This window comes from Xanthomonas sp. NCPPB 2632 (genome assembly GCF_041228075.2).
GTDB lineage: Bacteria > Pseudomonadota > Gammaproteobacteria > Xanthomonadales > Rhodanobacteraceae > Luteibacter.
Genome location: NZ_CM192979.1, coordinates 2,282,706 through 2,302,900 on the forward strand (window position 1 = coordinate 2,282,706; position 20,195 = coordinate 2,302,900).

The window sequence follows — 20,195 nt, forward strand, 5'->3', positions numbered from 1 at the left end:
ATGACATGGCCGCGCCGGCTGGCGCTGTGGATGGTTGTCGGCACGTGCGTGATCGCCGGCGCGTGCCACGCGGCCGAGCGTGTGGTGTACACGGCCGTCGCGCCGGTATTGCCGGTGGTGCTCCCACGCGACCACGCCGCGCATCCCGGCTACAAGACCGAATGGTGGTATGTCACCGGATGGCTGCAGACCCGCGGCGGCCCGGTCGGTTTCCAGGTCACTTTCTTCCGTTCCCGCTTGCCGTACGACGACGGCAACCCCAGCCGTTTCGCGCCCCGCCAGGCGATCGTCGGGCACGTGGCGTTGTCCGATCCCGCCACCGGCCATCTCCTGGACGCGCAGCGACTGGCGCGCGAAGGCTTCGGTCTGGCCGGCGCGTCCATCGAGGACACCGACCTTACACTCGGCGACTGGCACCTGCATCGCACGCCGGATGGTCGCTTCACCACACAGGTGCACGGCGACGCGTTCGCGCTGGACCTGATACTGACGCCGACGCAGCCCGCCCTGTTGCAGGGCGACGCGGGCTACAGCCGCAAGGGGCCATTGCCGGAGCAAGCGAGCGCGTATTTCAGCCTGCCGCATCTCGCGGTCACCGGCAGTCTTTCGCGCGGCGGCCACAAGGAAACGGTGCACGGCGAGGCATGGCTCGACCGCGAATGGTCGTCCAGCCTGCTGGATCCGCGGTCGGTCGGCTGGGACTGGGCGGGCCTGAACATGGACGACGGCAGTGCCCTCACCGTATTCCGCGTGCGCGACGCGCAGGGCCACGCCGTGTGGGCCGGCGGCAGCCTGCGGGCCGCGGACGGCAAGGTGACGGTGTTCGGTCCCGCGGATGTCGTCTTCGCTTCGCGTCGTCGCTGGCGCTCACCGCGCACCGCCGCGGACTACCCGGTCGAGACCGATGTCACGGTGACGCTGCCGTCGGGCCCGCGTCGCTTCACCCTGCGCCCGCTGTTCGACGACCAGGAGCTGGATACGCGTCGCACGGGCGGCCCGGTGTATTGGGAGGGAGCCGTGCAGACCGAGGGCGGGCGTGGCTACCTGGAACTGGTGGGCTACAGCAGCAAGGTCAGCCTCTAGCTTCGCCTTTCTCGCCTTCGTGCCGGGCGAGTGCCCGGCTGCGCCAGTTCATCAGCGGGGTGGTGCTGGCGCCATGCGCGACGATGCTGAGCGCGACGACGGTCAGGACGGCGGATGCCGCGGTGCGTGCGTGCGGCCCCGCCAGGCCGTGGACGAGCGCGTACGCCAGGTAGTTCAGGCTGCCCAGCCCGCGGATGCCGAACCATCCGAACAACAACCGCCTCTGCCATGGCGCACCCGAACGTACGGTAGCGATCCACACGGCCAGCGGACGGATCACGAAGAACAAGGCCGCCGCCAGCAGCACCCCGTCTAAGGTAAACAGCGGCAGCACGCCGATGCCCACCATGAACACCATCGCCGCGCCGATCAGCCGCTCCATGGTCTCGCCGAAGGACAAGGCATCGGATACCACCCAGCCCACCGCCTGCGCTGGATGATCCGCTTCCGCCGTCGTGCGTTCGTTGGGATTGACCAGGAATTCCGCCGGTGCGCGGACGCCCTCGTCCTCGCGTGCCTCGGCGTTCTCGTCCACCGGCGGATGCCCATGGGTGACCCCCATCTCCACGCGGCGCAGGCCCACCCCCGCAGCGAACGCGGCGAGGAAACCGGAGCCATGCAATGCCTCCGCCGCGCCGTACGCCAGCGCCATGGTGCCCAGCGCGAGCAGGTCGCTCGGCGCTACGCCCTGCGCGGCATGACGAAAACGAGTGCCAATGTGGCCAAGGCCCCAGCCGATCAGGAAACCGATGCCGATACCCCCGACCCAGTCCCAGCCCAGTTCCACGGTGAACCAGTGCGGCCAGAAGCCCGGATCGCCGGTTGCCTCACCCGTCATCCAGGCCAGCGCCAGGACGAGGAAGGGCAGGGCCGTGCCGTCGTTGAGACCCGCTTCGCCGGACAATCCGACCCGCAGCGCATCGTCGTCGCGTGCATCGTCCACCGACACCAGGCTGGCCAGCACCGGATCGGTGGGAGACAGGATGGCCGCGAGGGCAAGCGACAGCGGCCACGACCAGCCGAACACCACATGCCCGACGACGCAGACACCTCCAACGGTAAGCACCATGCCCGGCAGCGCCAGGCGTATCGCCATGCGCCAGCCCCGATCGGTGAACGGCAGGCGCAGTTTCAGCCCCGTGATGAACAACGATACGATCATGCCCATCTCGGTCGCTGGGCGCAGCCACCCCGTGCTGCTGCCATCGAAGGCTAATGCGGTCAGCGAAAGCAGCGCAGGGCCAACGGCCGCCCCGGCGACGAGGTAAACGGCAAACGTGGTGAGCGGGCTTCGCTGGATGAACCCCGCACTAGCCGAGGTGGCGACCAGCAACCCACCGAAGAAGATGATCCAACCGAGATAACCCATGGGTCAGCATCCCGCCTGGGGCATGAAACAGCCGCGAAGGGGATGGCAACGCCCGAGCTGCCGTCACTCGCAGGGTGCGGCGACGAGGCGCCGGGTGGTCACACTCTGCGCTCGGGCAGCGGCCGCAAGCGGCCGAACTCGCTCAGAGCGTAACCACCCGCCGCCTCTGCGACGCCAGAGGCCATCTGGGTGGAGAGCAAAGCGTTGGCAACCTAGGGCGCTGAGCCCTGGAGAATCCGCCGCGCGCGATGTCGCGAGCGTTGCTTTCCCGACCCGTTACCTCAGTCGTGAGGGAGGTGTCGGGGGGGCATCCTCTGAGCGAGTTCGGCCGCTTGCGGCCGCTGCCCGAGCGCAGAGGGTGACCCCCCGACGCCTCCTCCCCGTGGCCAATCAACGACCGCGAGCATTTCCAGCCCTCGATCATCAAGGCATACCGTTTAGCCGTCTCGAACGCTTCACCGTCGCATGGTCAATCTGAGCGGCTGCATGCGCGTCACGATGGTGCGCAAGAACTTACGAGGCGAGCATGGCGAAGACGATTCCACGCACACCGGAGGAGCGGGCTCCCCGGCTGGCCTCCATGCGTAACCTTAAAATGGCGAAGTCGGCGCACGCTTTCGTTCGTGGCAACACCGTGCAGTTCTACGAATGGCTGGAGAAGTCCGGGCGTGCCTTGCCCAAGGGCCCGGATCTCTGGATTTGCGGCGACTGCCATGTCAGCAACATCGGCCCCGTGGCCGACATGGAAGGCGGGATCGACATCCAGATCCGCGACCTCGACCAGTCCGTGATCGGCAATCCCGCCCACGATATCGTCCGGCTGGCCGTGTCGCTTGCTACCGCGGCGCGCGGCTCCGACCTGCCGGGCGTGGTCACGGCACACATGGTGGAGCAGCTGATCGACGGCTACGAACGCGCGATGGGCAGCGGCCGCAAGGTTTACCGCGTGGTCGAACGACCGGACGCGATCAAGCTGGTGATGAAGACGGCGCTCAAGCGTCGCTGGAAAGACCTGGCGCGCGAGCGTATCGACGGTAGCCATCCGGTCATTCCCGAAGGGCGTCGCTTCTGGCCGGTCACGGCCGAGGAGCGCGAGGAACTGCATGCGCTGGTTTCCACGGAGGGCATGCGCTCACTGGTGACGCAGATCGTGCATCGCGCCGACGACGCCGCCATCGAACTGGTCGATGCCAAGTACTGGGTCAAGGGATGCAGTTCGCTCGGGCGCCTGCGCTATGCGCTGCTCGTTCGCGTCGGGCAGGGCAAGGGTGAGCTCTGCCTGGTCGATGTGAAGGAAGCCCTGCGCGCGGCCGCGCCCCGCAGCACCGATGCCGTCATGCCACGCGACCACGCGTCGCGGGTCAGGGAGGGCGCGCTGCACCTCGCACCCAATCTCGGCCAGCGCATGCTGGGTGGCCGGGTACAGGGAAGGTCGGTCTTCGTGCGCGAACTGCGCCCGCAGGACCTGAAGGTCGATATCGAGCGCATGGACGGCGACCAGGCCATGGACGTGGCGCGTTACCTCGGCAACGTGGTCGGTCGTGCGCACGCGGCGCAGCTCACTCGCGAACAACGCCGCACCTGGCTGGGCGAACTCGCGCGCAACCGGCCGGCGAACATCGATGCGCCGTCGTGGCTGTGGCGCAGCGTGGTCGAACTTGTCCAGGCGCACGAGGGTGGCTATCTCGAACATTGCCGGCGCTACGCTACAGCGGCGCCTTGACGGCTTTCACACGGCGCCCTCACACGAGGTGCTCCACTCCGCACCGAACTCAATCAGGTCTCAGGGGAACCCATGAACAGCAGCACGCCGCCTACGAAACCGACGGTCGAACCGGAGGTTTCCAAAGTGCTGGACTCCGCCGTCGACGATGCCGAGATGCCCTTGCCGAGCGACCCGAAGACGGTGTTCCTCGGTGGTCTGTTCATCCTTGCCGTGCTGGCGGGTGCCTTCGTCGCCAAGGAAGTCATCCTTCCCGTGGTGCTCGCCTTCATCCTCAAGCTGCTGCTCCAGCCGGTGATGCGGCTGCTGGCGCGGATCAAGGTGCCCCGGGTGCTGGCGTCGCTGCTGATGATCCTGGCGCTGTTCGGCATCCTGGCCGGTCTGGGCAGCGCGCTCAGCGGTCCGGCGAGCAACTGGGCCAAGCGCCTGCCCGAAGGCCTGCCGCGTCTGCAGCAGCGTGTGCAGGTGATCAGCGGTCCGCTCGACAGCCTCAAGGGCATGCTCGACCACGCCAAGGGCATGGTGGGTGGTGGCACTCCGGCCAGTGCCGGTGCCGGCACGGCGGACGAGAAACAGGCGGCTCCCGTCGCCGCGGGTTCGTCGGATATCCAGTCGACCATCCTTTCCGGCGTGCAGACGTTCGCCTCGGAGTTCCTGACCACGTTCCTGGTGCTGTTCTTCCTGCTCAATTCCGGCGACACCTTCCTGCGCCGGCTGGTGGAGGTGATGCCGCGCTTCAAGGACAAGCGCCAGGTGATCGACATCTCGCAACAGGTCGAGTCCGATGTGTCGTCCTATCTGGTGACGATCACCGTGATGAACGCGGCGGTGGGCGTCGCCACGGGGCTGGCCATGTGGGCGCTCGGATTGCCTGATGCCGCCCTGTGGGGGGCGGTCGCCTTTCTGCTCAACTACGTGCCTATCCTGGGGCCGCTGGTGGGCGTGGTGACCTTCCTCGGGGTGGGCATGCTCAGCCTCGATCCGCTCTGGAAAGCCTTCATGCCGATGGTCCTCTACGGCGCCATCCACATCATCGAAGGCGAGACGGTCACCCCGATGCTGCTGGCGCGTCGCTTCACTCTCAATCCGGTGCTGGTCATCGTGGCGCTGCTGTTCTGGGACTGGATGTGGGGTGTTCCCGGCGCGATCCTCGCCGTGCCCATGCTGGCCATCACCAAGATCGTCTGCGATCGCATCCGCCCGCTTGCCGCCTTCGGCCACTTCCTGGAAGGCGAAAAGCACGGCATCGACCCCTGAAGAAAAGGTTCTTCGTACGGCGATCTAGAGTCGCAGCAGGGAAATTGCGATCTCGACCACGATGAGGACGACGATCGCGATTTCCAGCAGTTCGGAGCGTCGGCTCGACGCTTCTTCATAGAGGGCCGCATAGGTGTCGCGCACGATGGCCAGCTTGCGATCCACCGAGGCACTGAGCGTCGGCACGCGAAACAGCGACAGTGCGCTGCTGTATACGCGCGCCAGGTAGACGTCCTCGGTGACCTGCAGCGCGTTGTCCACGCGCTCGGTCAGCTCGGTCACCTCGGCCACCAGCGTGTAGAGGCGCCGGGCAAGGTAGGCGAAGCGACGCGAGGCGAGCAGCGAGGCCGCGGTGCGTGCGTTTTCCACCTGGTCGTACATCAGCGGTAGCTCGTCGTCCAGCAACGTGTCGTAGTAACGCAGTTCCACCAGCTGCGCATTGGCCACCTCGATCACGTCGGCCACGTCGGTGTCGCGGCGCGGTTCGTAGATGAAGGCGCGGTCCCAGTTCAGCACCACCAGGTCGTCGGCGTAATACGAGAAGCTGCGCGACAGCAGCTCGTTGCGTGCCGCGCGCGACAGCGGGCGGGTTTCGCCGGAAAGCACCTGGGTCAGGTCGATCTGGCTGCGCAGCGATTCCGCATCCACCGGCGTGTCGAAGGCATGCACGGTGGCGATGAGGTAATCCTCGTCGATGGCGCTGGTGGCAGGCCGGTCCAGCGAGGGGAGGATGACGTCGCGCACGCGGGCCAGCAGGTCGGTCCAGAACGCCGTGTCGGCCGCGGCGCCTACCCGTGCATCGAGCGTCTCCACGTCCTGCGCGAACAGGGCCCACGGCTGGTCCTTCACCGCGATGCGCAACGACAGGGCCGCCACCCCGAAATCGTACAGCCGTACCGAGAGCACCGCCGTGGCGTCGCGGTCCGCGAGCGGAAAGGCGATTTCGCCCAGCGCCAGCCATAGGGGTGCGACACCGAAGGACACGGCCTTGGGTGGCGTGGACAGGTGCGAGCGATTGAAGGCCTGCCCCGAACGCTCGGCCCATAGCCGCTCGGCATGGGCAAGATCGATGCTGTAGGCGATGTCGATCAGGCGCAATGCCGTGAGTTCGCCATCGGCGACGGCCGGCTCGTTGGGATTCACGTGCTTGCCTTGACGGGAAAGACGCAGTGTAGCGCCCGGTTCTTGCCCCCGCGTGTCAGCGGGCGGGATAGCCTTCCGGACCGTTCCGTCTCGCGCGCCCCACCAGTACGAGCCCGACGCGCAGCACGCAGCCAATCGCTGCCAGGCCCAGCACGCTTGCGACCGCCAGCAGCCACAGGTCGAGGCTTTCGACGGGATCGCGTGCCTCGGATGTCGCGCCCAGCGGCGCGATGACATCGAACAGGCGCCACGCCATCCAGGCAAGTACCGGACCCAAGACCGCCGCCGCGCAGGTCGCCTTGCGCGAGGCCGGCGGCGCCAGCGTCGCGACGAAAGCCAGGACCACGGCGACCGAAGCCATGGTGCTCAACAGTGGCAGGGGGGACATGGCACATCCTCAGGGCATCGACGAAAACTAAGCCGATGCTAAGCATGTGGGATGACATTCGTGTGGTCTTGCGGCAGCTTCTTGCGCCCAACCATGACTTTTGGCCTATTCAGGTCCCTGTGTGCGGTGCCGATAGCCTGCAAACGTGACGGGGGTCACAGTCTGGGGGCAGGGCGATGGGGACGCGCGGGTCGTCGCTGAGGGAAATTCCGACGGGGAAGCTCCGGCTCGGCATGTTCGTCCATGACGTCGGCGTGTCCTGGGTGTCGCATCCGTTCTGGCGTACGAAGTTTCTACTAGAGACCGCCGACGACCTGGCGACGCTTCGCGGGCTGGATGTCGCCACGGTCTGGATCGATACGTCCAAGGGGCTGGGTGAACTGGTGACGGCGCCGGCACCCGCCGCCCCGGCTTCGTTGGCGCCGGGGGGCGATACGGCGGTGGCAGAACCGGGCGCGTCACTCGCGCCGTCCGTTCCCGATCCTGTGCTTACCGCCCAGGCCTTGTGTGAGCGCGCGCGCGGCGTGGTCGTGCGGATGTTCCAGCAGGCGCGCCTGGGCGGGGGTATCGATGCCACGGCGGCGCGCGAACTGGTCGACGACATGTCGCGGTCGATCGAGTCGCATCCCTCGGCCCTGCTCAGCCTGGTTCGCCTGAAGACGGCGGACGATTACACCTATATGCATTCCGTGGCCGTGGCCGCTCTGATGATCAGCTTCGCCCGGCACCTGCAACTCGACGCGCTTCGCGTGCGGGCGGCGGGCATGGCGGGTCTGTTACACGACGTCGGCAAGTCTCAGGTGCCGCTGGATGTCCTGAACAAGCCGGCCGAACTCAGCGCGACGGAAACCTCCCAGGTACGCCGGCATCCGCAGCTGGGCCATCGCCTGCTGGTGAGCCGTGGCGGCGTGGACCCGGAGGCCCTGGATGCGTGCCTGCACCATCATGAGAAGTTCGACGGTACGGGCTATCCGCACGGGCTGGTGGGCGAGCAGATCACCCGCCTGGCGCGCATGACGGCCATCTGCGACGTGTACGACGCGATCACCTCGGACCGCCCTTACAAGAAAGCCTGGGACCCGGCGCACTCGATACAGCGCATGGCGAGCTGGCACGGCCATTTCGATCCGCGCCTGTTCCGCGCCTTCGTGCGCACCGTGGGTGTTTACCCCATAGGTGCCCTTGTGCGGCTGGAGTCGGGGCGCCTGGCCGTGGTGCTGGACGGCTCGCGCGATGCACTCACCCAGCCGATCGTCCGTGTGTTCTATTCGATCGTCGAAGGCCGCCGGGTGGAGCCATTCGTGCTCGACCTCAGCGAAACCGGCTGCGACGATCGCGTATCGGCCAAGGAAGTGCGCGGCGAATGGTCGGATGCCGAACTGGCCGAGCTCGCCTTGCCCTAGACCGTCGTCGTGCCGAAGATATGCAGGGCGGCGTGCTGCAACAGCATGATCGTCTTCGCATCCACGATCTCGCCGCGGACGACCATGGCCAGCGCTTCGTCGAATGGCGTTTCGACCACCTCGATGTCTTCACCCTCGGCGGCGATGCCACCGCCGCTGCCGACCTTGGCCGAAGCCTCGTAGGTGGCGACGAAGAAGTGCAGTTTCTCGGTGACCGACCCGGGGCTCATGAACGCCTCGAACACCTTGCGCACGTCGTGGATGCGATAGCCGGTTTCTTCCTCCACCTCCAGACGGATGCGTTCCTCCGGCGTGGCGTGGTCGAGCAGCCCGGCGGGTGCCTCGATCAGCAGGTCGGCGTAGCCATTGACGAACGCGGGGAAGCGGAACTGCCGGGTCAGCACCACGGTGCGCGCCCGTTCGTTGTAGAGCAGCACCACCGCGCCGTTGCCGCGGTCGTAGGTTTCGCGTTGCTGGCGCTGCCAGCTGCCGTCGGAGCGACGAAAATCGAACACGGTTTTCTTCAACAGGTACCAGTCGTGCGAGAGCACGTGGCTTTCGACGATCCGTACACGCTCGGCAAGCGGGGGCATGGGCGCTCCTGGGGCTCGACAACAAGGAGTGCGCACGGTAACGTGCAGTTTCGTGCAATGTCAATGAAGTTCGTGCAAACCATGCTGACGACCCATCGCAAACAGGCCATCCTCGCCGCCCTCCAGCGGGACGGACAGGTGATCGCCAAGACGCTGAGCGACGCCTTCGGCGTGTCGGAGGACACGGTGCGTCGTGACCTGCGGGAACTGGCCGCGGAAGGTCTGCTTCAGCGCGTGCACGGCGGGGCCCTGCCGGCGTCCGCGGCCACGGGCGACTTCGTGCAGAGGCAGGACATCCAGATGGACGTGAAGCGGGCCATCGCCGTCCGCGCTGCCCGCATGATCCTGCCCGGGCATGTCGTGATCCTCGATGGCGGCACGACCTGCGTCGAGATGGCGCGCTCCCTTCCGCCCACGCTGGAGGCCACCGTAGTGACGCATAGTCCCAGCGTCGCCGTGGCCCTGGCCGCACACCCCCGCATCGAGGTGGTGCTGATCGGCGGTCGGCTGTTCAAGCATTCCGTGGTCACCGTCGGCGCCGCCGCCATCGAGGCGCTGGCACACATCCGCGCGGACACGTATTTCATGGGCGTCACCGGCGTGCATCCCACCGAGGGCTTCAGTACGGGCGACCTCGAGGAGGCCTATGTGAAGCGTGCGCTCGCGGCCCGGGCTGCCGAGGTGGTCGTGCTGGCGTCCACCGAAAAACTCGGCGCGGCCTCGCCTTATGTCATCGGCGGCATCGACATGGCCCAGAGTGTGGTGGTCGATGACGCCGCGCCGGATACGCTACGCCGCGCACTGGTCCAGGCAGGCGTGTCCGTCGTCGAAGCCTAGGGTCGACGGTCAGCTACGCCGTCCTGAATCCAGGCGCAGACCGCTGCCCCGGCAAACATCGATACCGGGGAACGTCAAGGCGGCCCCGTTGCGAAAGGTCACCCGGAAGTCGCGCAGGCAGTCGCCGGCGGGTAGCCGCACCGTGGCGTCGGTGCGTCCGCCCTGGAGGGGCGGATCCAGCGGTAGCTCGGCGAAGGCGCCGCTACCCGCCGGTGCGACGCCCAGCGCGGTGGCGGTGTCGAAGGTGGCGTTGACCACGGTGAACAGGCGCGACGCGGAGACGCGAGCGGGCGATTCGACGGCGGCCGCGGGCAGGGCGACGAGGACGATGACCCAGACGAGGGCGATACGGATGGACGACATGGGGCAGCTCCGGCGTGGTATTGGCCTGAAGCAGAGCGCTTGCGCGGTCGTTTGCGTAGCGCCGCGGGACGAATCGTCGCCGCGCGCGGACGAATCGTAGCCGGTGCATACCGGCGTTGACGCACGTTGCGCGGCGTCCAAGACTGGGCCCTCTTTTCCGTGGATATCGCCATGAAGGTCCGCCTTGGAACCCTCGACATCGGCCTGGGCCGCTACCTGGGGGTATGGACCGTGGTTGCGGTGGTGTTCGCCGTGCAGCGCTCCATCCACGACGACCTGGACAGTCACGGGTTCGATGCCGTTACCTACCTGCGCTGGTCGCTGATCCAGTGGTACAGCTGGGCGGCGCTGGCGCCGCTGGTCTTCCGCCTCGCCGCGCGTTACCGCTTCGACCCCGCGTCCCGCCTGCGCGGGGTCGGCATCCATGCGCTGGCCAGCATCGTCGTCACCTTCCTGTCCATGCTGATCGGCGCGGTGGCGTCCACGTTCTTCGAGCCCAGCGGCCTGGGTGAGCAGCTGCACCAATTCACCCGGCACATGGGCACGGGGCTGTTCACCTACTGGGCGTTGCTGGCGATCCAGCAGAGCGTGCAGCTGCATGAGGAAAAGACCCGGCGCGAGATCGAGGCCAGCCGCCTTGCCAGCGAGCTGGCCCAGTCGCGACTGCACGCACTGAAATCGCAGCTACAGCCGCATTTCCTGTTCAACACGCTGCACGCGATCGCCACGCTGTTGCGCGAGGACGCGCTGTCCGCCGAGGACATGCTGATCCGCCTGAGCGACCTGTTGCGGGCGTTCCTCGAAGACCAGGACGGCCAGGAAATCACGCTGCGGCGCGAACTGGTCCTGCTGGATCTCTACCTCGGCATCCAGCAGATGCGCTTCAAGGATCGGTTGTCCACGCGGATCTACGTGCAGCCCGATACGGTGGAGTGCGCGGTACCCAGCCTGATCCTGCAACCCATCGTCGAGAACGCGATCCGCTACGGGATCGGCGAGCAGGTGGGCGACGACCGGGTCGAGGTCGACATCCGGCATGAAGGCGACAGCCTGGTGATCGAGGTGCGCAACCACAACAGCACCCTGGAGCGGACCGGTCCGGATGCACCGGCGTCCGGTCACGGCATCGGCCTGCGCAACACCGCGCTGCGGCTGCGCGAGCTGTATGGCGACGCCGCTGGACTGCGCCTGGACATGATCTGGCCGCGAGGCGTGACCTGCCGTATCCACCTGCCTTATCGCGACCTGGACGACGCCGACGACATGCCCGAGATCATGCCCGCATGAGCATCGCGACGCTGGTGGTGGACGACGAACCGCTGGCCCGGCATGCGATCGCGCGGTTGCTCCGCGATGATGCCGAGATCGAGATCGTCGGCGAGTGCGGCGACGGTTTGTCTGCCGCGCGTGCCATCCGGGAGCAGTCGCCGGACCTGGTGTTCCTCGACATCCAGATGCCGGGCATGACGGGCATGGACGTGGTGGGAACCATCGGCGCATCGCGCATGCCGGCCACCGTCTTCGTCACCGCGTTCGAGCACTATGCCGTGCGCGCGTTCGAGGCGCATGCCGTCGATTATCTGGTGAAGCCGTTCAGTCGCGACCGCTTCGCCGAGACGCTGCGCCGCGCGAAGGCCCGCCTGCACGCGCGCGGGGGCGCGGCCGCGGTGCCGGACATGCAGGATGTGCTTGACGCGCTACGCGAGCGCAAGGATTACCTGCAGCGTCTTCCGGTCCGCGTGGACGAGCACATCACCCTGGTCGATGTCGACGATATCGTCTGGATCAAGGCCTCACGCAACACGGTGCGGCTGCACCTGGCCTCGTGCGAGTACGAAATGCGCGAGACGATGGCCACCCTGGCGGAACGCCTCGACCCGCGGCGGTTCGCCCGTATCCATCGGTCCGCCATCATCAACGTCGCCCGGGTCAGCACCATCCAGCCATGGTTCAACGGCTACCACGTGGTCACGATGGATACCGGGCAGAAGCTGCGCATGAGCCGCTACCAGCAGGCATCGTTCATGCGGCTGGTATCCCCGCGGGGCGACGCCGGCGCCTGACGCAAAAAAGCGCCACCGTTCGGCACGGCGGCGAGGGGGAGACTGCAATGGAGGCCATCCGTGGCCTGTGTCGTTTCTTGTTATGCGTGGTGTGGCGTCAGAAGTCGTACGTGGCCGTGAGGCGCGCGTAGCGGGGCGACTGGTAGTAGATGCCGGCGCCATACGTGTTGGACACGGTGAACTTGTCGTCTTCGTAGGTGGAGTCCACGAGCAGGGGCTTGCGCTCGTTGGTCACGTTGAACACCGACAGGCCGAAGGCCAGCTTGTGGTCCGCGAACGACGGGCGGTATTCGACCGCCAGGTCCAGCTGCTTCACCCAGGGCAGGCGCGTGTCGCCCGGGGCGAACAACTTGCCGGCGCACGAGTGATACGCCGAGCCGTATCCGATCGGATCGCTGTCGTCCGGGCCGAAGTAGCCCAGGCACGAGCGAGGCGCGCCGGAGGTGAGCCGCATGGAGCCGGAGAACATCCATTCCGGGGTCAGCTGGTAGGAACCGTAGGCCTTGAACTGGTGCGTACGGTCGTTGGCGAGCAAACCGTTGCTGTGGATCATCAGCTCCCTGGAATCCCAGTCCTGGGTCTTGGAGATGTCGTCCTGGCCGATATCCGACTTGACCTGTCCTTCCGTGTTGCCGTAGCTCCTGGAGAACGTGTAGTCGGCGCGGAACGCCCATTTGCCGTCGAACGGGTGCTCCATGTACATATCCAGCGCGTAGTACTTGCGCTTGGCGCCGGAGGTGAAGCCCCAGTCGTCGGTGGACATGCGCACACGCGTGCGGCCGTTACCGTCGGCATTGGCCAGGCTGAAGGTATTGGTCTCGCCCGGATTGAAGATGACGCAGCCGGGGATTGTCACGCTGGCCGGGTCGACACCCTCGGTCTGCAGCTTGTCGGCAATCCTGCCGGTGTCGCACACATCGTCGATGGCGGTCTGCAGCTTGCGGTAAGTGAGCTTCACGCCGCCCACCCACTGGTCGCCCAGCGTCTTGTCGAAGCCGAGGATGGCTTCGTCCTGGTACTGCGACTTCAGGTCGGTAGCGGTGATCGACTTCGGATCGTTGGCCTGGCCGTATTCGCCACCCGACGAGACCGGGCCGGGGCCCAGGGCGGTGAGGCCCGTCGGGTTGCCGACCGGATCGATACCGGTATAGGTGAAGTACTCATCCGTATAGGTCGACGAAGACGCCCCGCGGATCGCCACGCTGTTGGGCAGCGCGAGGTAGTAGCGGCCGAGGTTGCCGTAGACCTTGAGCGAAGAGTCGCCGAAGACGTCCCACGACGCGCCCAGGCGCGGCGCCCACTGGTTGCCGCTATCGACATACACCTTGTGGTTGTTGTTGTAGTTCTTGAATTTGTCGTTGCGCAGGCCGAACGTGAGCAGGAACCGGTCCGACACCTGCCACTTGTCTTCCAGGTAATACGCTTTCTGGTCGACCGCCATGCTGGTGATGGTGCTGAAGATCTGCTTGTCGACGAAATAACCGTCGCCACCCGGCGCGCCCACGCCCAGACTTTCCGAAATGGCCTGATCCGGTGCACTGGTCTGGCGATAGCGATAGTAGTAACCGGGGCCGGTCGTCGTCTGGCCTTCGTTGTGGCCGTTGAACTTCATGTTGTCGATGCCGCCGGTAAGCCGGTGGTCGCCGACCTGCCATTCGAGGTCCGCGCGCAGGCCGTGCGTCTTGCTGTTCGCGTCGGGTGCGTTCTTGGTCGTGGTGGTGGTGCCGTTCGAGATCGGCGTGCCGCCGTTAGCCGCCGGATCCTGCAGGTCGGGGCGATTGATGAACGGCGTGATGCCGTCATCGCCGGGGTTGCTCACCAGGTCGTCGGTGCGGCTCTTGCCGTAGGTGGCCGAGAACGTGAGGTCGTCGGTGATGTAGCTGGTGTACTTGGCGATCGCGTACTTCGACGCGTCCTTGGTGCTGTTGGGGTACGTGCCGGTGAATGGACCGGCCTTGCGCGTGGCGTAGTCGTAGTTGTAGTACGCACCGCTGCGCTCGTCATTGGAACGGATGCCGGTCAACTCGAGGATGTTGGCGTCGTTGATGTTCCAGTCGAGCTTGGCGTAGTACTTGGGCAGGTTATAGGTGTAGTGGTTGTTGGCGATCGGGTTGGCGATCGCGGTGTTGCTGGACGTGCCCTCGGTCTTCTCCGTTTCCGCGGCCACGAAGAGATACAGCTTGTCCTTGATCAGCGGGCCGCCGACGTACCCGCTGACGGTGCGGGTCCACTGCGTGTTGGCCTGGCGGTTGCGGTAGATCGAACCGGCCAGCGACGGATCGGTGTAGCTGTAGCCTTCCGGCAGTGCACCATCGGGGAAATACTGGCTGCCGAGGGTGGAGCGGGCGAACTTCGGCTCCCACAGCACCTGCGCGCCGAAGTGCCACTCGTTGGTGCCGCGCTTGCCGACCTGGCTGATGACGCCGCCATCGGAGCGGCCGTACATGGCGCTGTAGCCGCCGGTGTAGACCTCCTGTTGGTCGATCGCGCCGTACGGCAGCGACACGCCACCCAGGTTCTTCAGCGGGTCGGAGGTGCTGAAGCCGTTGATGTAATACGCGTTCTCCGACACGCCGGCGCCGCCGAACGAAACCACGCGGCCGAAATCGCCCGAGCCCGTGACGACACCGGGCGCCAGCAGCGCGATGGCTTCGGCACTACGGCCCAGCGGCAGGCGGGCCAGCTGCTCGGAGGTGATGACGGTGCGCGAATCCACGGACGACACGTCGATCGCCGGCAGCGCATTGGCCGATACCGTGACCGAATCCAGTGCCTGCGCGTTGCTGGCCGTGGCGGCACCGGCGAAGGACACCTCGGAGCCGGCACCGACGGTCAGGCCCACATCCTTGCGGGAATCGACGACCTTGCCATCCTGCATCACGTTGACCGTGTAGCTGCCCAGCGGCAGGCTGCCGATGCGGTAGCGGCCATCCTGGCCCACGGTGACTTCGCGGGTGATACCCGTGCTGCCTGATGCCTGCACGGTACTGCCCGGCGTGGCCTGACCGAAGATCGAGCCCGTGGTCGACTGCGCGAAGGCGGTGCCGGCGCTACCGAAGCCGACGGCCAGGGCGACGGCCAGAGCGGTATGGCGCAGCACGCGCGACGAGGTGATGTAGCGTGAAGTCATGGACGAAGCTTCCCCAGATGGGCCCGTGAAGGGCCGGAAATCGGCCGAAGGCCGAAACCACCATGACTGCGATGTAGTGCCGCGCATTCCCCCGAACGTGCGGCATCGACAGCATGGCAATGTTGCACCGCGTCACTGAGCGGCTTGCCGCAACATTGGCGTAACAATTGAAAAGGGTCAAGCCAGGGCGGGGCTGGAAATCCAAGGCGGGAAGGGTATTTGCGCACGAATAACGCGTGAAATCGCTTATTTCATCCTGATATCACGTGATTCGGACGTTTTTCCTACGAAACATTCCTAGAAATTTCTCAAATAATTACGATGCGCGTGACGCTCAACCGTCGCCGAAAGCACGGTCGATTTCGGTGGACACCGCGACCATGGCCGCACCGAATCCCGGCTGCGGCTCGGTGCCCGCGGGACCGAGCAGGCACAGCAATACGTTCGCCGCTTCGGCGATTCCGGTAAGGCCTTCCGGTGCCGCGAGGAAGGCGATGCGACGTGCGCGACGGCGACTCTCGTCGAGGTCGCCGCACACCGCGGCTTCGTTCATGGTCACGGCATCGACGATGATGTCGCCCATGGTGTAGGTCGCCATGTCCTGGTCCTGCTCCATCTTCCCTCTCCCGGTGGCTCGGCCCGCAGCATAACGGCGCGGGCGTCGGCGGGATGTCGATCCTGCCGACGCGGTCTGGGCGGACAGCCGATCTGTGACGATGGTCGCATCGTACGTCAGCGTGTGGACGCCGTGTGCTCCGGAACGGAGAGGTTCGGAAAGGTTTCGGCCGAAACGGTTACAGGTCGAAGGATGCGGATACCAGGAACGTGCGCGGTGCGCCCTGGCTGAGGTATCCGCCGTTGGACGTGGCCCAGTAGCCCTTGTTGGCGAGGTTCTGCACGGTCAGCCGGAAGGTGACCGGCACACCTTCCAGGTGCGTGGTGGTCCGTGCGCCGACGTCGTAGGTGGTCCATGCCGGCAACGTGAGCGTGTTGGCGTTGTCCAGGTACTGCTTGCCGGTCCGTACGGCGCGCGCGCTCAGCGTCACGTCCGGCGTGTTGGGAATATCCCACTCCGCGCCGAGGTTGGCCTGGAAGCGCGGCGTGCCGATGGAGTCCTTGCCTTCGTTGATGCCGTCCTGCGTGTCGGTCTGTTCGGGCTGGATGTAGTTCGCGCCGCCCAGCAGGCGCAGTCCCGCCACCGGTTCACCGAAGAAGCTCCATTCGACGCCGCGGTTGCGCTGCTCGCCGTTCACCACGTAGGTGTTGCTGGACGGCTCCACATAGGCATTAGGCTGCTTGATCTGGAACAGGGCCAGCGTGCTGCCGAATTCGCCGGCGTCCCACTTCACGCCCAGTTCGTTCTGCTTGGACTTGTATGGGGCGAACACCTGGCCGGCATTGGTGACCGCACGGCCGGCGAACTGGTCCGGGGCCTGGCCACCCTGGGTCAGGGCCTCGATGTGGTTGGCATACACCGACCAGTGGTCCGCCAGGCGGAAGTTCACGCCGACCACCGGGCTGTTGGCGAACTGGCTGTACTGCGAGTTCTTTACTTCGGTGGCGTAGGCGTAGCCGATCACTTCGAGTTTCTGGCGGCGCGCGCCGAGGGTGACCTGGAGGCGTTCGTCCATGAAGCCGAACGTATCGGACACGGCCAGGCTGCGCAGGAGGGTGCGCCCGGTGATGCCCGGATCGCTGATGGGGCCGATGTCGTAGACGAAGTTCGGCACGGGCACGTACGTGGGTGCGTAGATGTTGGTCTGGATCGGGTCGAGCGAGCCGGCATACGCGGCTTTCTTGCGGAAGTTCAGCGCCGAGACGCTGACATTGACGCGCTGGCTGACGTCGCCCTCGAAGGAAGCGTTGAGGCCTGCTTCGCCCGTGGCGGTATCGGCGATGTAAGGCACGGTGAAGCGTGTTTCCGTGGCGCGACCGCTGCCGTCCAGCAGGGTGGGGCTGACGTAGTCCCCGTACTCGTTGCCGTGATGCGCGCCCGCGGCCACGTACCCCGTCAGCCATGGCGTGAAGTCGTATTCCGCACGCACCACGCCGAAGGTGTCTTCCAGCGACGAGTTGGACCACGGCTGGGCGTAGTTGGTCTTCGCCGAGGGCGCGCGCGGCACGTAGGTGAGGCCGCTGGTGTAGACCACCGCGCGGCCGCCCGTGACGACCTGCTTCTGGTAACCCAGGTCGGTGGTGACGCGCAGGTTGTCACCCTGGAAATCGAACGCGACACCCAGCGCGGTGACGCGGCGCTGCTCGCCGTCGATCGCCGTGTTGCCGTCACGATGCACCGCGTTCACGCGCAGGCCGAAGGCATCGTTGCGGCCGAAGCGGCGGCCGATATCCACGCTGCCGCCGGTCTGGCTGTCGCTGCCCCAGTCCAGGCCGATGCGGGTGATGGGGGTGGCCTCCGCCCGCTTCGGCGCGATGTTGATGTTGCCGCCGACGGCCGAACCGCCCGGGCTGATGCCGTTGAGGAAGGCGCTGGCGCCCTTGAACACCTCCACGCGGTTGACCAGTTCGGGGGCGAGCAGCTGGCGCGGCAGCATGCCGTACAGGCCGTCGAAGCCGATGTCGTCGCTGGCGACCTGGAAGCCGCGGATGACGAACGTCTGCGAGAAGTTGCCGTAGCCGAAACCGGTGCGGACGGACGGATCGTTGGCGACCACGTCGCCCAGCGAACGCGCCTGCTGGTTGCGGATCAGTGTGTCGGTGTAGCTGGTCATGTTGAACGGGACGTTCATCAGGTCCTGGTTGCCGAGCACCCCGAAGCGGCCGCCCTGGGCGACCTGGCCACCGGCATAGGCGGCGGTGGGCGGAGTGACGTTGGCCTTTACCTGCACGCCGGAAAGCGTGGTCGCGTTGTCGGCGTGACGCGCCTGGTCGTCCGTGGCTGCCTCGTCGGTCGCCTGGGCGGTGCCGGCGAGGAGGAGGGCGCCGATGAGTGCGGCGCGAATGGACACGGTGAGGCGGCGAGGCGCCTGAGAAGCGGTGGCGAGCATGAGGATCCCGGAGCGAGGGCGCCTGACAAAGGCGAATGGAAATGCGAATCGCTCGTATTATGATCGATCCGCCACCCACCCGCCAGTGTCGGGACGCCGCAAGGACCGTCCATGGCCCTGGGGTACCGCGCCGGTCATGCACCCGGCGCCGTACCCCCGTTTCCTAGCGGCCGAGGTCGCTGAGGAAACGCCGCGTGTACTGCAAGGCGCTGGTACCCGACACCGAGTTGCAGGTGGGCGAGGCATAGCCGCTGTTGTTGCCGTTGGCGCAGGGGGTATCGCGGTCCAGCGACCAGAAGTGCACGCCGGCCAGCTTGTTGGTCGCCGCGTAGGCCGTCACTTCATCGATGTCCTGCAGCGTGAAGGTCTCGCTGGAGACGTCGTTGACCCCGATCATCGGCGTCAGCTCGATCTTCGTCAGCGGGATGCCGTAGGTGTGCTGGAGGTTCCTGGCCGCCTGGATGGCCGAAAGGCCCATGTCGCAGCTGCCGCCGCTCACCACGCATATGGCCGGGCCGGCGGCGCCGTAATCCATGGTCATGAGGTTGATGGTGTAGTGCTGCAGGCCCGAGGCCAGCACGGCACGGACCACGGTATCGCCGGTGTTGTTCAGGCCGCCATAGCTGCCGTCGGAGGCGGCCAGCGTAGCCAGCGTGAACGAGAAACGCAGGTTGGGGTACAGGCCCTCGGCGTATTTCGCGTTGGCGATCAGCGCACTGAGTTGCGCCGGGGTTTGTCCCGCCTCGATGTCGAAGTCGATGCCGACCAGGTGCGAGGACTGATAGGTCTGGATGAACTTGGCCATCCCCGCGCTGCTGCCGCAGGTGAACGTGCCGGCCTGTCCGCCGGTGGAAACGACGTAGTTCACCCCGGCACTGTTCAGGCGCGCGATGTTCGCGCTGGCAAACGCCGCGGCGGGCACACCGCCCCAGTTCTCGCTGCCGCATTCGCCGGTGGCGAAGGCGAGGGTGATCGCGCCCAGGTTGGGTACCTGCGTGGACACCAGGCTGCCGCTGCCGACCACGGGGATGCGTGTGCCGGTGACCAGCGTGGACATGATGTTGGTGTTCCAGTCCAGGTTGATCGTGATGTCCTTGTACGGGCTGAACAGCAGGCTGCCCGCGGCCGGCGGCGGGTTGCTCGGCGGCGGATCGCCGGGCGGCGGATTGGTCGGTGGCGTGCTGCCGCCACCGCTGCACGAGCCCTGCGATGTCCACGGCTGGCCGGAGCCCGCGGCACCGCTGTGTGTGGCCGGGTCGTCGCCCTGCGTCCACCAGTTCGCAACGTAGTTCGAGCCGTTTTCACTGGCCGTGTTGCCGCCGGTGTACACCGTACCCGCCTGCCAGGCGGCGGCGCATGCGGTGGCGGCATGCGCGGACTGCAGGGGAACGACGGGAGAAAGGGCGAATGCGATGGCCAGGCCGAGGCTGCCGGTGCAGCCGCCCAGGGCCGTGCGCGAACGAACGGTTGATGACGTAAGGAACATGGAGCGCCTCCAGATCGATGGTGTTGCCAAAGGAAGGGGCGCACCGGCCCTCGGCACCGTGCCGTAGCCTTCGTCCCCCGATCGCGTCCCTGCGCGACAGGCCCAACCGCGGTTGGACGACTCCGGTCTAGTCCGGAATGACAACGTTGTCTATCCGCTTTGTGACAACTCGCCGCCGTACGGACGCAGGGTGGGTCCGGGTGGTTTGCCGCGATGCACGGCATTTTTACGGTGCAATCGTTGCGGGGAGGTATGGCGTTCGTGCTGCGCCGCGCCAGCGTCGGCCCAGGCTGTCATGTCGGTGGTTGGCTCGTTATGACAACGATGGTCAATCGAACGTGGGGCGTGCGCC

16 protein-coding genes are annotated in these 20,195 nt (G+C 66.4%); 7 read left to right on the forward strand and 9 right to left on the reverse strand.

The window, feature by feature from the left end:
• The gene (locus tag AB8808_RS10135; protein WP_369929020.1) at window positions 1–1,083 is read left to right on the forward strand and encodes a lipocalin-like domain-containing protein; all 1,083 of its coding nucleotides are present in this window, start codon (window positions 1–3) and stop codon (window positions 1,081–1,083) included.
• Here AB8808_RS10135 and AB8808_RS10140 read toward each other — a convergent pair.
• Complete coding sequence (locus tag AB8808_RS10140) at window positions 1,073–2,452, reverse strand: cation:proton antiporter (RefSeq protein WP_369929022.1); 1,380 nt, start codon at window positions 2,450–2,452, stop codon at window positions 1,073–1,075. The two genes, AB8808_RS10135 and AB8808_RS10140, sit on opposite strands and share 11 nt — an antisense overlap.
• Before the next feature lie 526 nt (window positions 2,453–2,978).
• Here AB8808_RS10140 and AB8808_RS10145 point away from each other — a divergent pair.
• Window positions 2,979–4,175, forward strand: coding sequence for a DUF2252 family protein (locus AB8808_RS10145; RefSeq protein WP_369929024.1), 1,197 nt, complete (start codon window positions 2,979–2,981; stop codon window positions 4,173–4,175).
• A gap of 72 nt (window positions 4,176–4,247) precedes the next feature.
• The gene (locus tag AB8808_RS10150) at window positions 4,248–5,432 is read left to right on the forward strand and encodes an AI-2E family transporter (RefSeq protein WP_369929026.1); all 1,185 of its coding nucleotides are present in this window, start codon (window positions 4,248–4,250) and stop codon (window positions 5,430–5,432) included.
• Between the two features lie 24 nt (window positions 5,433–5,456).
• Here the strand turns inward: AB8808_RS10150 and AB8808_RS10155 are convergent, their stop codons facing one another.
• Together AB8808_RS10155 and AB8808_RS10160 are read right to left on the reverse strand one after the other, a co-directional pair.
• Entirely contained in the window at window positions 5,457–6,575 is a 1,119-nt protein-coding gene (locus AB8808_RS10155; protein WP_369929028.1) for a hypothetical protein, read from the reverse strand.
• 55 nt (window positions 6,576–6,630) lie between these two features.
• Entirely contained in the window at window positions 6,631–6,963 is a 333-nt protein-coding gene (locus AB8808_RS10160; RefSeq protein WP_369929029.1) for a hypothetical protein, read from the reverse strand.
• A 233-nt stretch (window positions 6,964–7,196) separates the two neighbouring features.
• Here AB8808_RS10160 and AB8808_RS10165 point away from each other — a divergent pair, with 233 nt between their 5' ends.
• Complete coding sequence (locus tag AB8808_RS10165; protein WP_506193263.1) at window positions 7,197–8,366, forward strand: cyclic di-GMP phosphodiesterase; 1,170 nt, start codon at window positions 7,197–7,199, stop codon at window positions 8,364–8,366.
• Here the strand turns inward: AB8808_RS10165 and AB8808_RS10170 are convergent.
• A complete protein-coding gene (locus tag AB8808_RS10170) occupies window positions 8,363–8,959 on the reverse strand; it encodes an NUDIX domain-containing protein (protein ID WP_369929033.1) in 597 nt (198 codons plus the stop codon). The genes AB8808_RS10165 and AB8808_RS10170 overlap by 4 nt on opposite strands.
• A 63-nt stretch (window positions 8,960–9,022) precedes the next feature.
• Here AB8808_RS10170 and AB8808_RS10175 point away from each other — a divergent pair, with 63 nt between their 5' ends.
• On the forward strand, window positions 9,023–9,796 hold the full coding sequence (locus AB8808_RS10175; RefSeq protein WP_369929035.1) for a DeoR/GlpR family DNA-binding transcription regulator: 774 nt from the start codon (window positions 9,023–9,025) through the stop codon (window positions 9,794–9,796).
• Between the two features lie 9 nt (window positions 9,797–9,805).
• Here AB8808_RS10175 and AB8808_RS10180 read toward each other — a convergent pair whose 3' ends face one another.
• Window positions 9,806–10,159 carry a hypothetical protein gene (locus AB8808_RS10180; RefSeq protein WP_369929036.1) on the reverse strand — a complete coding sequence of 118 codons (354 nt, stop codon included), beginning with the start codon at window positions 10,157–10,159 and terminating at the stop codon, window positions 9,806–9,808.
• A gap of 171 nt (window positions 10,160–10,330) precedes the next feature.
• Here AB8808_RS10180 and AB8808_RS10185 point away from each other — a divergent pair, with 171 nt between their 5' ends.
• Both AB8808_RS10185 and AB8808_RS10190 read left to right on the forward strand, forming a co-directional pair.
• Entirely contained in the window at window positions 10,331–11,446 is a 1,116-nt protein-coding gene (locus AB8808_RS10185; protein ID WP_369929038.1) for a sensor histidine kinase, read from the forward strand.
• Window positions 11,443–12,222 (forward strand): LytR/AlgR family response regulator transcription factor, encoded by a 780-nt coding sequence (locus AB8808_RS10190; protein WP_369929040.1) that lies wholly within the window; start codon window positions 11,443–11,445, stop codon window positions 12,220–12,222. Before AB8808_RS10185 ends, AB8808_RS10190 begins: the two co-directional genes overlap by 4 nt.
• Window positions 12,223–12,319: 97 nt before the next feature.
• On the opposite strand, the gene AB8808_RS10195 is transcribed toward AB8808_RS10190, so the two are convergent.
• The 4 genes from AB8808_RS10195 to AB8808_RS10210 form a co-directional block, all read right to left on the reverse strand.
• Window positions 12,320–15,352 (reverse strand): TonB-dependent receptor, encoded by a 3,033-nt coding sequence (locus AB8808_RS10195; RefSeq protein ID WP_369929042.1) that lies wholly within the window; start codon window positions 15,350–15,352, stop codon window positions 12,320–12,322.
• 334 nt (window positions 15,353–15,686) lie between these two features.
• On the reverse strand, window positions 15,687–15,968 hold the full coding sequence (locus AB8808_RS10200; protein WP_369929044.1) for a hypothetical protein: 282 nt from the start codon (window positions 15,966–15,968) through the stop codon (window positions 15,687–15,689).
• Window positions 15,969–16,146: 178 nt separating this feature from the next.
• Entirely contained in the window at window positions 16,147–18,357 is a 2,211-nt protein-coding gene (locus AB8808_RS10205) for a TonB-dependent receptor (RefSeq protein ID WP_369929046.1), read from the reverse strand.
• 163 nt (window positions 18,358–18,520) lie between these two features.
• Window positions 18,521–19,843, reverse strand: coding sequence for a carbohydrate-binding protein (locus tag AB8808_RS10210; RefSeq protein WP_369929048.1), 1,323 nt, complete (start codon window positions 19,841–19,843; stop codon window positions 18,521–18,523).
• Window positions 19,844–20,195 lie beyond the last annotated feature (352 nt).